The sequence below is a fragment of the Paenibacillus sp. SEL1 genome (assembly GCF_054602535.1).
Window position 1 is genome coordinate 197,680 of the sequence record NZ_CM137723.1, and the last position, 14,703, is coordinate 212,382.

Annotated in this window: 15 protein-coding genes and 1 pseudogene; 3 read left to right on the forward strand and 13 right to left on the reverse strand. The window is 44.2% G+C overall.

Annotated elements, in window-relative coordinates:
* Positions 1-68 precede the first annotated feature (68 nt).
* Together ACYCSE_RS00880 and ACYCSE_RS00885 are read right to left on the reverse strand one after the other, a co-directional pair.
* Positions 69-947 carry a hypothetical protein gene (locus ACYCSE_RS00880; RefSeq protein ID WP_459700858.1) on the reverse strand — a complete coding sequence of 293 codons (879 nt, stop codon included), beginning with the start codon at positions 945-947 and terminating at the stop codon, positions 69-71.
* A gap of 203 nt (positions 948-1,150) precedes the next feature.
* The gene (locus ACYCSE_RS00885) at positions 1,151-2,623 is read right to left on the reverse strand and encodes an Ig-like domain-containing protein (protein ID WP_459700860.1); all 1,473 of its coding nucleotides are present in this window, start codon (positions 2,621-2,623) and stop codon (positions 1,151-1,153) included.
* Between the two features lie 305 nt (positions 2,624-2,928).
* Between ACYCSE_RS00885 and ACYCSE_RS00890 the strand changes: the two genes are divergently transcribed.
* Entirely contained in the window at positions 2,929-3,417 is a 489-nt protein-coding gene (locus ACYCSE_RS00890) for a hypothetical protein (protein WP_061830400.1), read from the forward strand.
* 37 nt (positions 3,418-3,454) lie between these two features.
* Here ACYCSE_RS00890 and ACYCSE_RS00895 read toward each other — a convergent pair whose 3' ends face one another.
* Together ACYCSE_RS00895 and ACYCSE_RS00900 are read right to left on the reverse strand one after the other, a co-directional pair.
* Positions 3,455-4,285 carry a siderophore biosynthesis protein gene (locus tag ACYCSE_RS00895; RefSeq protein WP_459700862.1) on the reverse strand — a complete coding sequence of 277 codons (831 nt, stop codon included), beginning with the start codon at positions 4,283-4,285 and terminating at the stop codon, positions 3,455-3,457.
* Between the two features lie 10 nt (positions 4,286-4,295).
* Positions 4,296-4,748, reverse strand: a complete 453-nt coding sequence (locus ACYCSE_RS00900) for an AAA family ATPase (RefSeq protein ID WP_459700864.1) — start codon at positions 4,746-4,748, stop codon at positions 4,296-4,298.
* Positions 4,749-5,040: 292 nt separating this feature from the next.
* Here ACYCSE_RS00900 and ACYCSE_RS00905 point away from each other — a divergent pair, with 292 nt between their 5' ends.
* Entirely contained in the window at positions 5,041-5,475 is a 435-nt protein-coding gene (locus tag ACYCSE_RS00905) for a DUF4395 domain-containing protein (protein WP_155729733.1), read from the forward strand.
* Positions 5,476-5,585: 110 nt separating this feature from the next.
* On the opposite strand, the gene ACYCSE_RS00910 is transcribed toward ACYCSE_RS00905, so the two are convergent.
* Both ACYCSE_RS00910 and ACYCSE_RS00915 read right to left on the reverse strand, forming a co-directional pair.
* Positions 5,586-5,933: a Na-translocating system protein MpsC family protein gene (locus tag ACYCSE_RS00910; protein WP_134903409.1), complete on the reverse strand. Its 348-nt coding sequence runs from the start codon at positions 5,931-5,933 to the stop codon at positions 5,586-5,588.
* A 119-nt stretch (positions 5,934-6,052) separates the two neighbouring features.
* Complete coding sequence (locus ACYCSE_RS00915; protein ID WP_419538109.1) at positions 6,053-6,487, reverse strand: MarR family winged helix-turn-helix transcriptional regulator; 435 nt, start codon at positions 6,485-6,487, stop codon at positions 6,053-6,055.
* A 150-nt stretch (positions 6,488-6,637) separates the two neighbouring features.
* Between ACYCSE_RS00915 and ACYCSE_RS00920 the strand changes: the two genes are divergently transcribed.
* Positions 6,638-7,948: an amidohydrolase family protein gene (locus tag ACYCSE_RS00920; RefSeq protein ID WP_459700868.1), complete on the forward strand. Its 1,311-nt coding sequence runs from the start codon at positions 6,638-6,640 to the stop codon at positions 7,946-7,948.
* A 226-nt stretch (positions 7,949-8,174) separates the two neighbouring features.
* Here ACYCSE_RS00920 and ACYCSE_RS00925 read toward each other — a convergent pair.
* From ACYCSE_RS00925 to fdhD, 7 genes and pseudogenes are all read right to left on the reverse strand, one after another.
* Positions 8,175-9,710: pseudogene (locus ACYCSE_RS00925) on the reverse strand (choice-of-anchor Q domain-containing protein).
* Between the two features lie 248 nt (positions 9,711-9,958).
* Positions 9,959-10,624 carry a molybdate ABC transporter permease subunit gene (gene modB, locus ACYCSE_RS00930; protein WP_250268882.1) on the reverse strand — a complete coding sequence of 222 codons (666 nt, stop codon included), beginning with the start codon at positions 10,622-10,624 and terminating at the stop codon, positions 9,959-9,961.
* A gap of 27 nt (positions 10,625-10,651) precedes the next feature.
* Positions 10,652-11,473: a molybdate ABC transporter substrate-binding protein gene (modA, locus tag ACYCSE_RS00935; RefSeq protein WP_459700871.1), complete on the reverse strand. Its 822-nt coding sequence runs from the start codon at positions 11,471-11,473 to the stop codon at positions 10,652-10,654.
* Between the two features lie 102 nt (positions 11,474-11,575).
* On the reverse strand, positions 11,576-12,655 hold the full coding sequence (locus tag ACYCSE_RS00940) for a thiazole biosynthesis adenylyltransferase ThiF (RefSeq protein WP_172828263.1): 1,080 nt from the start codon (positions 12,653-12,655) through the stop codon (positions 11,576-11,578).
* 63 nt (positions 12,656-12,718) lie between these two features.
* The gene (locus ACYCSE_RS00945) at positions 12,719-13,450 is read right to left on the reverse strand and encodes a molybdenum cofactor biosynthesis protein (protein ID WP_459700873.1); all 732 of its coding nucleotides are present in this window, start codon (positions 13,448-13,450) and stop codon (positions 12,719-12,721) included.
* A 55-nt stretch (positions 13,451-13,505) separates the two neighbouring features.
* Positions 13,506-13,754 (reverse strand): MoaD/ThiS family protein, encoded by a 249-nt coding sequence (locus tag ACYCSE_RS00950; protein WP_459700875.1) that lies wholly within the window; start codon positions 13,752-13,754, stop codon positions 13,506-13,508.
* Positions 13,755-13,887: 133 nt separating this feature from the next.
* Positions 13,888-14,700: a formate dehydrogenase accessory sulfurtransferase FdhD gene (gene fdhD / locus ACYCSE_RS00955; RefSeq protein WP_459700877.1), complete on the reverse strand. Its 813-nt coding sequence runs from the start codon at positions 14,698-14,700 to the stop codon at positions 13,888-13,890.
* Between the last annotated feature and the right edge of the window lie 3 nt (positions 14,701-14,703).

Here is a 14,703-nt window from a genome sequence, read left to right on the forward strand (position 1 = left end):
ATGTTTTGAAGCTATTATACTTCGTTCCAAGCAGGTTGTAAACAGAACTGACAAATTATTTGAAGGTGTTAATGAACCTGAACACCTAAGTTCCGAAAAAATCCTCGCATATTCTGCATGTAAGAATCCTGAGTAGCGGAAGCTTCCTTAAGAAGATTTTGCATACTATTCATAAAAGCAGAAGCTGATGTCGTATCAGCTTTGTCAAACCGATTGTTTAACGGTGTGTTATTTAGCAACTCTGCGTTCTGTCCCGTGCGTTCCTTGTATTTCTCAATCCAATCGGGATGTTGAGGAACCTTTTGCGCAAAATTTAACAGTTGGCTCAGCCCATTTCCTCCACCTTTAATATCATTCATGTACGCCGTATATTTTTGAGGATCGACCTGCTTCATCACTTCCGATAGCTTAACATAATCCTCAGGAGCACCTGACGGACGATCTATTGGAGTCGTGTAGCTAATATCTCCGGTCTCTGGATCAGTGGATCGTGTTAAAGCAATACCAGCGATCTGGTTCATGGTTTCGAGAAATTCTTTCGCCTTGTCGCCATCCATGTAATGATCAGCAATATACTTGGATTGAGTAATTCCCATCTCCAGCAGCACAGCTCGCTGACTCTCATCCGTTACTGTTCCGTCGACGATAAAATTAGATTGAATCATACTGTACACTGCATTAGACACTTCTTCTGGCTGACCTTCCAAAACCCGGTTTAATGAATCATTAATCTGTGTTGTACCGAAATACTTGGCAGCCTGTGATACAATAGCCCCTTCGGCCAACTGTCTACCAGCTTCACTGATCTCCACGGAGTCTTGAACTACCATTCTGGAGACCTGTTCTTCATGAAGCTGGGGTGGTGGAGCTTGCTTGCTTGTCGGATTGATCCGTAAACTACTTGCATTAAGAATCGCTTGCTGTGCTCTAAGAGGTCCAAAATTCATTCTATTTCCTCCTGTCATGTTTGTAACAGGCAATCTAAGGCGTATGTATAGTGTAATGTGACCCTGTTTCTATATATATCGGACAAAGCATATATGGAATGAATATACGCTTTGTCCCAATAATGAACAAATATTGAAACAAACTACTTTTATTTCATTCAAGCAACAATTCACCTTAAGTGATTGCTTTATAACCCCATTTATCACCCTCCATAAATACTGTAAGCAAAGTGATATACAACATCTGTGGCTATATTCGAAGTACCTCTCACCTGAGCAGCTACCCCTGAAAGATCAAAATAGTGTGTGAAACTGATAGCTCCAGACAGATATTCTGCAATACTTCCAGTTGAATGTGGCAGGGAAACAGTAACACTAAAAACTCCGTTCTGATCCGTATATGCAGTACCTGTGCGAGTGCGATTTCCGCTGCTTTCGCTCCAGTTTTGATTCAACCATGTTACGTCAACAGGAGCATTTGCAACTGGATAATTGTCAGTTGTAGTAACCACGCCCTTCACAGTAAAACTACTACTTCCATTAACTCGATAATGGCGCCCATAAGAATAGGTTGGGTAGTCATTAGGCCCATTTTTAGAAGAATCATAACCGGTAATTACAACTTTCCCAGCCCGAAGCACCGGTTTAAGTGTGAGTGCATATGAATGGTCAGCTGAAAACTGATTTGTTGTGTACACTCGCACATAGTAGGTTCCTGTATTTAAGCTAACATTATGATTCGTTTGCGGCAAAAGCATCATTTGGTTTCCGGTAAGAGCTCCGTAGACTTCCGCTTTGTAGCCATAGCCGTCCGAAACATTGTCAAGCTTTACGTTCAAAGCGTCATAATTGCGGCTGGCAGGGATCGTAACTTGGTACCAGTCGTTATCAATACCTGAATGAATGGAGCGTGAATTAAGCGACGAACCACCCGTACTAAAGGTAAAGTTATAGGCATGGAAAGCACTCTCATCTGGTTCATATGCATCGTAGCTGGAACTTGTATCGACCGTTAGATAGAAAGGATCATTGATGCTGGAACCCTTTTTGGCATGGACAGCAATCGCATATGCCTTTTCATATCCGGCAGTGTTACGGGTTCCTACGTTTTCAGGAAGTGAGGCAGCACCCTGTTCATAATTGTTAAAATAAGTACCATAGGTGGATGCGTCAATGGCATTAGAATTAATGTCACCTGTCGTCATATCAAACTCATATAAGTATAAGTCATAGTCAAGCTGGGCTGAAAATGGACCATCCAACTGGGACTGCAACAATTCACCAGGCTGCAAATAAATCGGATATAAAAATTGTGTGCCTCCCTCCTGCGTAATCGTACCGGAATACGTAGCAGAAGAAGCTGTGGCTAAAGCAGCCATTGGGCTTGCTTTCAGCGAAGAAATGGATTCCCTTTTCAATGAGGTTGTCTCTGGTGTCTTGAAGTTGAGATTTTCTTGCATGACATAAACCGAAGACGTAACGCTGTCTGGCTTGTCTGCCCGTGTTAAACGCTTAATTACGTCTTCATTTACAGTTGTTAGCTGAATCTCGGATTCTGCTTTAATCGCTTGATCCGATGCAGCCTCCGTGTTTTCACTCGCATTCGCAGTCATTCCGAAAGCAAACAGGAGCATCATGCTTAACATCACTGCAATAGCCTTTTTGAACCTCTTCATACTGAAATCCCCTCTCAAATGGTTTAAGGAATTCCCGCTATCCCCGGATAAACCAGGGCAATTTCTAGGCTGTATGGCTCTATCGTAATACATTATTGGTTCAAATGGAATATACTTCTTAAAATATTCTTATTTGTAATACGAATGAATAGGTTTAGGTTAATCAACATAATTTTGACACTATTTTGCCATAAAAATCCTACCATTCTCTTATTTATACGATATAATCAAACAATATGGATAGTTCTTTCTGACTATTAAATGAATCGAATTACCCATAACATACATAAAAAAGGGGAATACAGATGAAAAAACTTAGCGTGTTTATGTTAGTATTATGTTGCTTCTCTATTTTGGCAGCTTGCTCTACCGATCCGGTTAAAAAAGATTTAATTACGTATGTCAATGATGGAATGCTTCCTTTGGCACAAGATGAAAAAGCAGTTACTGATAAGTATGAAGCTGTGACCGGAGATAACTTTACAGATGATGTTACACTATATAATGCTTTAAAAGACGATATCATCCCGGAATACACCAAATTTGTTGATAAGTTAGAAGCTGTAAAGACGGAAACTCCTGAGGTAAGAGCCGTCCACGAAACCTACATCAAGGCCGCTAGTACTCAAAAGGAAGCCTTCATTAAGATGCTCGATGCATTGGATAAACAGGATCTGAACTTAATCAATGAAAGTAATACTAAGCTCAGCGAAGGTAGAAAACTATTCAGAGATTTTGGTGAACAGGTCAACACACTTGCCAAAGAGCATGATGTGGAGATGAATAAGAAATAAATATTAAAACTCCCTTGATGGGAGTTTTTTTATATACTTATGAATATTCGAAGCAAATTACCGCTTTACTTAATTCTTGGTCGTAAAATAAATAGACGGTATCCGCCCCACATGCTTGAAAATAATATCCGGTAATGGAACCGATATAGGTAAAAATCTCACCATTGGGACGCTTAGGCACATGAAGCAGATTGGTTTGCTCGAAATGGAGCATCTCTTCCAGAGATTCGTCATATTCCTTGATAAAACTTTGAGCCTTGTCAGACTGAAATGCGATATCCTCTAAAATACCGTTAACTTCAGGGAAACTCAGCCCCCAACCGCTGGATTGCTTTTCCTCAAAATCACGGATGAGTTCTTCCACAGACTTTTTGGCCTCTCCAAAGGAGGAATATGGATAAATTTTATTGTTCTCCAGGAAAAATGCTTTGCGAGCTTGGTAGTCTTGTTCATTAGCCATGTACACCTGTTCCAGTCCGTCCAACGCCATGACTTCTCTCTTCATACGTAGGTACGCTTTATCCCCGGTAGATTTCAGCGCTTCATAGGTAGCTTCCAATTGCTCTTTCTGATGGAGACTAAAATAATTCCAGTCTGCTTCGAATTTGTATTTACCGTCAATGACATCGAACCCCAGCATATCTTCCTTGGTATATGAGGTATGAAATTGCTGAGTATTTTCACCCACACAGCCTTCGTAGATTTCTTTTACGGAAACAAAATGCAGCCACTCGTCCTGCTCCGGGAATAAAAACTGAAGATTAATCGAGCAAATCGGCAGAAAGTGCTTGCGATGATGTTCAAGATCGCTGGCAAATACATCTTCGTATGCTGGAAAACGTTTGATGAATCTCTCAGGTATGTTCATGGTATCCCCCCTATATTGTATGGTTTTCCGGCAGTCTTCTGATCTGAAATGTTCCTTCAATGGAAAACACGCTATAGAGTTCATCGAATCCTTCCTCGTAGCTCGGGACCTCTAGTTTACTCATTACACTTTTAATACCGATTTCAGGAACATACTCTTTGCCTGTACGCTGCTCATTACGCTTAATAGATTCTGCAAAATCGGGTTCAAAATAGTAGCCAATAATTTTAAATCCCTTATTTTCACAAGCATCTATATATTTCTTCCGTTCTATAACAGTGGCATTTGTATTGTCTACAACAAAGCGCTGCATCGTTTCGATGGAGGCTTGTAGATAAATATTTTCCCTATTCCGTGTTTTAAGCATATCAAGGTTTATTCGCATATGTGTTTTGAAGAAATGTTCTTTATAAAATGTCGACTTGCCCGAAGCCTGAATTCCTATAAAAATGACACACTCCAAATCTACACATCCTTGTCCAAGTATACATATTGGTTAATATAATCTCTATTCTGTGAAAAAAGCGGTGTCTCATGATCAACATCCCACTTGCTTCTGACGGCTTCGCCTTTGTTGTACTGCCCCAATAGGCGTATATAAGAATTGTAACAAATTGGATTATGCATTGCTAGGAATTAAGCAAGACAAAAAACCTTAGCAGATGGGCTTGCAGAGTCTTTAGTTTTTTGGTATCTATTCCCCAAATGTTAGGCTATAATATTTCCATCTTTGAATTTATTCCCATATGAAAAGGATGATATATTTGAGCCAAAATCCATCCATTCCGCGCCCGTTAGTCAGGGCTAATCAATGGGTAATTGTTTTATCTGTAGTTTTTACTTGGATTACAGGGGGATATGGGGTGCTAGTTATTCCTCTTATCGCGGGGTTGCTCGGCGTCCTTTTTAACTTCAATCCAGTAATGCGGATAGCCAAGCTTTTCTTGAAGAAAAGCCCCTCCTCATATGTGCAGGAGGACCGAGAACAGCAAAGGTTTAATCAGCTTCTTGCCGTCTTTTTTCTGCTGGTCGCTTGGGTAGGATTTATGCTCCAGTGGAGTATTGTCGCTTATGTATTTTCGGCCATGGTCCTAGTGGCGGCCTTGGTGGCTATCCTTGGTTTTTGCATAGGATGTTTTGTTCTCTACCAATGGTCCCAATATCAATATCGAAGAAGAAAAAACGTGTAAACAGAAAAAACTCTCTATTCATTCCATTTCAATTAGGACATCGTTAATTAAATCGAGGGTGTAGCCGAACTCTCCAACAATATGGATGCTATATCGGTTCCGCCTTCTTTTTATTTTGCGGTAATATTATCTTCAAATACAAAAACGGAGATGGCTATATCTTCCTCCACTTTAATATCTGAAAAGAGGTGCAGCAGCCGCGAACCCATGTAATCCTCCAGTTCTTTATTGAAGTGTGTGGGATATATTTTTTGAACCATTTTGGTTCGAGCTGCATGCACCATCTCTTTCCCAGATTCTTCTTGTGCCAGAAACTTTTCGGATGGGGTTAAATTTCCATACAGCATCGTGATGGCCATATTATCTACAAAGGTTGTATGTATGCGCTCCGGGCCTTTCCCAAACAGCTCTTTACGTACTTTTCGAATAATTTCGTTAAAACCCGTTTCCCTTCTCATATCGCACCGCTCTCCTAAAATCTACTAAAATCCCTATTACTATATCCATCATAACCGATTCCTCTCCTATAAAACAGAGACTAGCGAAAGTGATTTTTGGAACATGATTTTATCTAAAATTATAAACGTTCATTAATTTTGTTTAACATTTCCTCTAAGATTTGCTTCTCCTCTTCGGTCAGGGCTTGAACAATTTCGTCCTCCACCTTTTGAAAAGAGTCACTAAAAGCTTCAATCAATTCAATGGCTTTTGGTAAAACATAAATATTTTTTTGCCGCTCATTATTGGCCGGGATTTTGCGCTCGATGAATCCTTTTTGCTCAAGACCTTGAAGTATGCTTGTAATGCTGGCTCCGCGCAGATGAAACCGATCGGCCAGATCCTTCTGAATTAAATTATTTTCTTGATTCTCGTAGATATATCTAATCATTTTTCCTTGTTGAGCATTTAATCCCAACTCTTTTATGCTCTCGTCCGCTCTTTTCTTTAACTTAAGACCGATAACCTGAAACAAATCCAGAAAAACCGTATCCTTTTGGGTTTCCATAATCATACCTCCTCAAATTATTAGAAGTCTAATTGTCAGTAAATAAACTATATAAATCTCTAAACTGTTTGTCAAATGAAAATCAGTTTATTGACAGTTATAAAACTAATAGTTAGAATTCTAAGTGTTTAAAACTGAACACTAAGGAGGAACGACATGAAGAATGTAACTCAAAGCTCTACGGTAGAAAAAGTTACAGCGATTACGAATGTACGTATTTTCGATGGAGAAAAAGTTATTGAGCCCAGAAATGTTGTCATCCAGGGGGAAACCATTATTTCGGTAGGCGGAGACCTTCCGACACATGCAACGATCATCGATGGGGAAAATGCGACATTATTGCCTGGCCTGATTGATGCGCATGTCCACACTTCAATCGGTGGGTTACGAGATGCTTTAAAATTCGGCGTCACGACAGAACTCGAAATGAACGGCAGTTTTACAGAAAGAGGGCGCAAGATCCAGTTGAAAAACGTGAATGACGCCGCTGAAGTCCGTTCCGCCGGCACAGCGATCACTGCTCCAGGTGGTCATCCGGATGAATTATTGCAGGATGAGGATGAAATTCCTGAGTTCGTATTAAAGGAATTGGAGAAGTTACCCAACGAAGACCGGGAAGCTATGCTAGCCGCCTACGCTCACGATCACGAAAAAGTGCCCCAAGTGACGACAGTGGAAGAAGCGATCAAACATGTGCATACCCAGGTGGAGAGTGGCGCCGACTATATTAAAATCATGATTGAAGAAGGGACGGTCTTGGGTGCCCCTGGACTGCCTATTTTAAGCGACGAGATTTTAAAAGCAGCCGTGGCAGAAGCCCATAAATTCGATAAAATAGTCATAGCTCACGTCTTGACGGCTCATTCTTCGCAAACCGCCATCGATATGGGAGTCGACGGATTGGGTCACTTATTTCTCGACAGGCCCGAATTCACATCTGAGTTGGTGAAATCCATAGCGGATTCAGACGCATTTGTTATACCGTGCTTGGTATTGAACTCATCCATTCTGGGGAATCCGGCATCAGAATTGGCGAATGATTCACGTGTTTATTCCAAATTAAGTCCGGAATGGATCGATATTTTGAACTCAAGCTTCCATACTTTCCCGCAAGGCAATTTGGAGAATAGCTTTAAAAATGTGATGGATCTTCACCGTGCCGGTGTGGATATTCTGGTCGGGACGGATGTCGCCCCCGTTCCTGTTCCCAATCTTGGCGGCCTTGCTCATGGAGCCAGCGTTCACCATGAAATGCAATTGCTGGTTGAGGCCGGATTTACTCCCATAGAAGCGCTTCAGTCGGCTACCGCGAAACCGGCCCGTTGCTTTGGGCTTAACGATCGCGGCTGTATTGCCGAAGGTTCGCTCGCTGACCTTATACTAGTAAACGGTGATCCGACAACCAACATCTCGGATACTTTGTCGATCAAATCCGTATGGTTAAAAGGAGTGCAACAACTACGTTAATCGGAACCTATCGAACAGGAACAACTTTCTAATCTCATTTGTATGACTTCCATTTTTACTTTCCGAGGACAGCTTAATCTTGTTGCCAACGCAAAAACACCTTCAAGGTTATCTCCATATCTTACGACATGGGGTTTCACTTTGAAGGTGTTTTAAAATTTTAAAAACGTACAAGCAATGGCACCGCATAGTTTCGCCATGCACTGTTTGTCATAAAATATAGGAATTACTCGTAAGCACCGATGTTCACAGCGGCTCCCTGTACTCTTGGCTTCCCGTCGATATCCAGTGTTCCAATGATGGCACGTTCCGTGTTCCCGGCATCGATCGCAGGTGACGAAGACTGCAAATGGAAGTCGCTGTTCGCGGCATTCACGAATTTAGGATCGGCAAATAGAGAATGCGTATCGTTGCCGGTCCCCGATTTGTACGCAGAGAAACCTGTATATTCTTTATTTTTCCAGATCCAGTTGGCTTCCGAGCTGCCGCTCGGAGCAAAATATAAATTATAATCCACAACATTGCCGGAATTTTTGGTGTATCCATTGGAGATCAGCATATCCGTGGAGCTGGCCACGAAAATATTGTTTTTGATCACGTTGTTTCGCGTATCATATTGAACCAAAAGCTGACCGCTTCCGTCGTCAAACGCATCGTTCTTGTATAGTGTATTGTTCACGATCTTGCAGTTTACCGTGGAGCCACGCTCCTCATTGTAACCGCCCATGGCAATGCCGGTCAGTCGGTTGTTATATATCACGTTGCTGCGGACCGTAATATTACTGGTTGCTTTACCGGCGTGCTCAGAGGCAATTTCGACGCCGATATCGTTGTTGTAGCTGTAGTTCTGCTCAATAATGCTGTCCTTGCCTCCATCTACATAAATGCCGCCGGCCGAGTTGTCATCGCTCTTGTAAGATGGGTTATTTTGAACTGAATTATTATACACCCGATTGCCCTTCACCAACCCGTTCCGCGCCTGATCGTAAACGGTATTCGGCGCAGTTCCCTCAAAGCCGATCAAATCAATCCCGATGTTGTCATTATCGTGAATGAGGTTGTTGGTCGCCACAAAGCCATCCACGTTGCCGTTTAAAACGAGCGATTCGCTGGAGCCCAGCACGAGATTGTACAGCTCATTGCCGCTGATCGTAAGGTCGTGAATCGAAGCCGGAGCTTTCGTGCCGTAAACAGCGATACCGTGAGCATCCCGACCCAGCCGATCTTTGCCGGTCGGGGTGACCGTGTTTTTGATGTCATGGATTTTGTTGTTGGACAGATTAATGAAGCCGCCCGAACCGTGGACATAAATACCTACAGGCACCACGTTCTTGGAAGCAGTGGTAAAATTGCGGATTTCAAACCCCTGAACAGTAACGTAATTGACATCGGCCAGTTCGATCAGCCCTTCGTTCCCGCTAACCTAAAGTCCGCTGCCATCAATAATGGCGGTCTCTGTCCCATAGTTGGTGAACACAATGGGACCCTGCGAAGCGGAGCCAGAGCGGGTAATCTTTAATTTCTGCTTGTACACGCCGCCTCGGACGTAAACCGTGCTGCCCGCAGGAGCCACGTCGGCCGCGTGCTGCAACGTCTTCCACGGCGCATCGTTCGTTCCGGCATTAGAGTCGCTGCCGCTCGTGGCCACATAATATTCTGTACCGGCCGCGGAAGCGGCGGGAGGTTGCACATTTCCGGCCACCAGACCAAGCCCGAAAGCCATGGCTAAACCTACCAGAAACATTTCCCCGAATTTCTTCATGTTCCTCATCCCCCTTTGTTTTTCTTGTAAATTGTACCGTAATTCCACTAAATCTGTTCTATGGCATCGGCCATTAGTGCAACCTAATGCGCGATACCAAGGACCGGGAGGTCACCGTAATCGCTGTCGAAAGGAACAAGAAACCCTGCGTTTTAGTAATCGCAGGGTTTCTTGGTGATCTAAGCTGCTCTATAACGTTGCCGCAGCTGCCCTATCGGCAGACTGCGCATGTTCTTACTCCAGACGGACTAATCCTTTACCAGTCGATTAGAAAGCATCAACATGATAAAAGAGAATAAAATGATGACGGCTACCCAGCTCCAGGAGAGTGTCATATTTCCGACCTCGGACGCAGTGTAAATTGCTGTAGGCAGAGTTTGGGTCTGTTCAGGAATATTACCTGCAAGCATCAGCGTAGCGCCAAATTCCCCTAACCCTCGGGCAAATCCGAGAATGTATCCTGAAATGAGCGGTCGATAGGCAAGGGGCATCGTAATGTGGCGAAACACTTGCCATTCGTTGGCACCTTGCGCACGTGCAGCCTGCTCTAGCTCCGGGTCTACAGCTTCAAACCCTGCTTTAATCGTACGGTAAGCCAGTGGAAAAGCAACAACTACGGCCGCCACCACTGCAGCTCCCCACGTAAATACAATCGTCTGCTCGAATAGGCTTTCGAAGGCAGTGCCAATCCAGCTTTTCCTTCCCAGCAAGATGAGCAAAATAAAACCGACAACAGTGGGAGGCAAAACGAGCGGAAGAAGTAGGACGGTCTCGATCACGCTGGTTCCCCTCCGCGGCGTGCAGTTCGCCATCATTCGCGCTACCACAGTAGCTAATAAAAAGACGATGATGCTGGCGACGACAGCGACTTTAACAGATACGATAACCGGAGGAAGAAAAGCTGACCAATCCAACGGGACCCCCTCCTTTATCTGTGAATTCTATTTTTCCGTCATTTCTGTGGGGGCTGAAAATCCATCTTTACTGAACACACTCATAGCTTCATCTGTCCGTAGAAAATCAAGAAACTCGCCTGCTTCCTGGCTATGTTTGGTTGCTTTTACAATGCCTTCAGGATACAGGATGGGTGCATGCAATTCCTCGGGCACTTCCAGTGCTATGACCGTTTTATCGGATGATTTGGCATCCGTTAGATAGACGAGTCCTGCATCGGCGTTGCCTGTTTCAACATAATTTAATACCTGTCTTACGTCCTTGGCGAATACCATCTTAGGTTCCAGCTTGTCCCATAGTCCAGCCTTCGTTAACGATTCTTTGGAATACTGTCCAGCGGGAACGGTAGTAGGCTCCCCAACAGCCACTTTCAGGAAAGAAGGACCCATCAAGTCATTGAGCGTAATGCTTTTGTTATCTGTGCTTTTCGCCTTATCTTGCGGAATAACCACAACCAGTTTATTTTGAAGCAGCACGTTATCCTTTTCCACCAATGAAGCATCGGTTAATGCCTTCATTTGCTTCATGCCTGCCGAAATAAATACGTCAGCGGGTGCGCCTTGCTCAATCTGTTTTTGTAATGTACCAGATGAAGCGTAGTTAAAGGTAAGTTTGATATCTGGGTGCTGTTTCTCATACTGGCCTTTGAGCGTATTCAGACTATCTTGAAGACTTGCAGCGGCAGATACGACTAGTTCTGTCTTGGGTGCGGACTGTGCCGATTGTACAGCAGCCGTAGACGAGCAGCCCGCCAGAACCCATGCCAACAATCCAACGAACGTGAATATGTACCCAAATTTCTTTTTCAACTTGTTTTTCCCCTATCCTATAAATTCCAAAATGAGATGACGAAATGTGATAGCGAAAATAAGGAAACATTGTACATCTCATAACGGGTCGAATCTATTGGGTCAACCCAAATATTTGTGATAAATCGATCTCGCCTCGGCAATGTCCTTCGTGCCATGAATTAAGACGCGTCCATCCTGAAAAAGAACGATTCGATGCGTTCCGATAACAACGGATACCAGGTATGGATTATGCTCCACCTTGCCCCCCTGACGGGATAACAAACGTGCCGCTTCATTCAGATCACGTACAGTACCCGGGGCAGGGCGGATTTGAACCGTATCTCGTCCGCACAAGACAGCCGTTTTAGCCTGATGCTCCGATTGTAAAAAAGGAAACACTGGGTGCTCACCACACGTTGGGCAATCGGCTTTCTTCATGGCGCTGATTTGAATCGCCTGATGCTGATTGTTCCACAAGTCGAAAGATATCAGCTTATTTTGCAAAGCCGAATCGTCCCCGGTGAGCAGCTTCAATGCTTCGGCGCTTTGATAAGCGGCCACCATCTGTACAGCCGGGCTAATCACACCGACCGTATCACAGGTCGCACCGCCAAGCGGTACGGTCCCGAGCAGGCAATGCAGGCACGGTGTCTGCCCTGGCACGATGGTAAAGGTTGTCCCATAGCTGCCCACACACGCCCCGTAAATCCAAGGAATTCGGTGCTTGACCGCATAATCGTTCATAAGCAGACGTGTATCGAAATTATCGGTGGCATCTACGATAAGATCCACTCCTGCTGCGATATCGTCGATTTCCTCCAGCGAGACGTCCCGGACTAGCGCACGAATGTCCACGTCCGAATTGATTTGCTGCAATCGCTTCTGCGCGGCCACTGCCTTGGGGATCTGATCACGGGCATCCGCTTCGTCATAGAGCTGTTGGCGCTGCAAATTGCTCCAATCTACATAATCACGGTCTACCAACGTCAGCCGTCCGATGCCCGCTCGCACCAGCATGTCAGCATTGGCAGTGCCCAGTGCGCCGGCCCCCACCATCAGCACGTGCTTACTACGGATATTTTGCTGGCCTGTCGGTCCAATTTTCGAGAATAATTCCTGTCTAGAATAACGGGCATGAGACTTATGCGCATGTGCTTGTGCATCAACTTCTATTTTCTGATTTTTGTCCATTTCTGACATCGTTGATTTACGCCTCCATACTTATCCATTGATAGCTACAAGTTGATCAGACAAGCTAAAAGTTCAAATGTCCTCGCCCTTATTCGAAAGCTTTGGAGTATTTTGAGGGTTCCAGCCACCCAGCTGATGCCCCTTCCATTCTGAGCCGTCCTCCCACACTTCCTTTTTCCAAATCGGTACGATTTGCTTTAACCGTTCAATGGCATGGCGGCTGGCTTCGTAGCAAGTATCGCGGTGTGCAGCAGAGACAGCAATCACCACACTCGTCTCTCCAATTCTTACCGTACCAAGCCGATGTGTAATTGCAGTACGTGTAGAAGGCCAACGCTCTGCAATTTCGTCACCAATCTGCTTCATTGTGTTCATGGCCATCGGGACATACGCCTCATATTCAAGCAGCACCGTTCGTTGACCTTGCGTAAATTCCCGAGTCGTACCATTGAAGGTCAGCGAGGCGCCATGAGAAGGGTCGAGCACCTTTGAGGTTACTTCATCGGCATCAATCAGGTCGTAGGTAATGGCAAATAAGCCACATTTTGAAACGACCGTCTCCATCCCGGGTGCTGACTGATGAAGAGCAATTGCATCTGATGGAAGCACAAGTTCATCTGGAGAAGCCAACTTTTTATGATGGGTAAAAAAAGAACCTGGCAGTTGTGAAGTCACTTCCGGGTACAGCTCATTCAGCCTTTTTCGAATGTCTGCAATGGTCACCGCTTCCTGTGAAAGTTCTACCGTGATCACATCACCAAGTTGCTCCGCCATACCTGCGAATAGCTGAATACGGTATTGCATATGATCTGCCCCCTTGCACCTATTCTATCGAATTCATTTATTCTATTAATAGAATTTACCCTCCTGAAACCGGAGGAATAATCGCAATCTCATCATGGATACTTACGAGGTCCTCAGGAGCGGCGTAGGCTTGATTTCTGGCAACAAAAGAACCCTGCAACTGGGCTGCTGCTTCAGGGAAACACTTGGATAGCAAGTCTTTTAACGCGGCAACGCTCATCGTTTCTTGATCAGTAGGCACCGTGATTATAGGCCCTCCCATCTGTTCCGCAAGTCCGGCAAATACTTGAATATGATAGTTCATTTAACATCCCCTCCTTTTCAGTACAGTGACTGTCCACCACATATGTACCAAGAAAAACCAACATGAATGAATACCCCGAAAGGTTTTATTCCATGCTGGTTAACTATGACGGTGTACAATGAGGATTTGTATATTATATTTTAGATTCAACCAGTTCATCAATCCGCTCGGTATGCGTATATACATTCAGAGAATGACTGCGTATAAAGCCGACGGTTGTAATTCCCAGATCCTCAGCCAACTCAAGTGCAAGCTCTGTGGGAGCTGACTTGGACAACACAACTTCACAGCCAATCTTTGCAACCTTCAACAAAATTTCAGACGAAATGCGTCCGCTGAATACTATGATTTTGTCTTGTAATACAATATCATGTTTTAGGCAATGCCCATAGATTTTATCCAGCGCATTGTGTCGGCCGATATCTATTCTGGACAGGATTATCCCGTCTTTATCGCACAACGCTGCATTATGAACACCACCGGTCTCTTGGAACGTAAGTGCCGAGCTTTGCATTAAATTCATCAAGCGGAAACAATCGTCAAAAGACAGCGTAACATGGGTGTCATTCATTCTTTTTGCCACTTTGGCATCATTCATAAAATAAAAGCCCTGTCTGCTTTTTCCGCAGCAGGAGGTAATGTACCGTTTGGAATGAAAGTTTTGATAAAACTCATTCATTCGACGGGTTTTAATATGAACAAAACCTTCTTTTTCCTGAACCCAAATATCTTCAATATCATCGTACCGTTGGATGACGCCTTCAGAGGCCAAAAAACCTACTGCCATATCCTCCACATACTCTGGTGTACAAACCATGGTAGCAAATTCCTGCTGATTGATTTTGATGGTCACCGGATGCTCCGTCACCACAGTGTCTTCAAAACGCTTGATCTGACCGTCACGATAACGTAGAATCTCACGTTTTACCTCAGCTGGCTTTTCCATGTG

Excerpts from the sequence above, each read along its gene's own strand:
- ACYCSE_RS00880 (WP_459700858.1), bottom strand. The coding sequence starts at position 947 with ATGAATTTTGGACCTCTTAGAGCACAGCAAGCGATTCTTAATGCAAGT.
- ACYCSE_RS00885 (WP_459700860.1), bottom strand. The coding sequence starts at position 2,623 with ATGAAGAGGTTCAAAAAGGCTATTGCAGTGATGTTAAGCATGATGCTC.
- ACYCSE_RS00890 (WP_061830400.1), top strand. The coding sequence starts at position 2,929 with ATGAAAAAACTTAGCGTGTTTATGTTAGTATTATGTTGCTTCTCTATT.
- ACYCSE_RS00895 (WP_459700862.1), bottom strand. The coding sequence starts at position 4,285 with ATGAACATACCTGAGAGATTCATCAAACGTTTTCCAGCATACGAAGAT.
- ACYCSE_RS00905 (WP_155729733.1), top strand. The coding sequence starts at position 5,041 with ATGATATATTTGAGCCAAAATCCATCCATTCCGCGCCCGTTAGTCAGG.
- ACYCSE_RS00910 (WP_134903409.1), bottom strand. The coding sequence starts at position 5,933 with ATGAGAAGGGAAACGGGTTTTAACGAAATTATTCGAAAAGTACGTAAA.
- ACYCSE_RS00915 (WP_419538109.1), bottom strand. The coding sequence starts at position 6,487 with ATGATTATGGAAACCCAAAAGGATACGGTTTTTCTGGATTTGTTTCAG.
- ACYCSE_RS00920 (WP_459700868.1), top strand. The coding sequence starts at position 6,638 with ATGAAGAATGTAACTCAAAGCTCTACGGTAGAAAAAGTTACAGCGATT.
- ACYCSE_RS00940 (WP_172828263.1), bottom strand. The coding sequence starts at position 12,655 with ATGTCAGAAATGGACAAAAATCAGAAAATAGAAGTTGATGCACAAGCA.
- ACYCSE_RS00945 (WP_459700873.1), bottom strand. The coding sequence starts at position 13,450 with ATGCAATACCGTATTCAGCTATTCGCAGGTATGGCGGAGCAACTTGGT.
- ACYCSE_RS00950 (WP_459700875.1), bottom strand. The coding sequence starts at position 13,754 with ATGAACTATCATATTCAAGTATTTGCCGGACTTGCGGAACAGATGGGA.
- fdhD (WP_459700877.1), bottom strand. The coding sequence starts at position 14,700 with ATGGAAAAGCCAGCTGAGGTAAAACGTGAGATTCTACGTTATCGTGAC.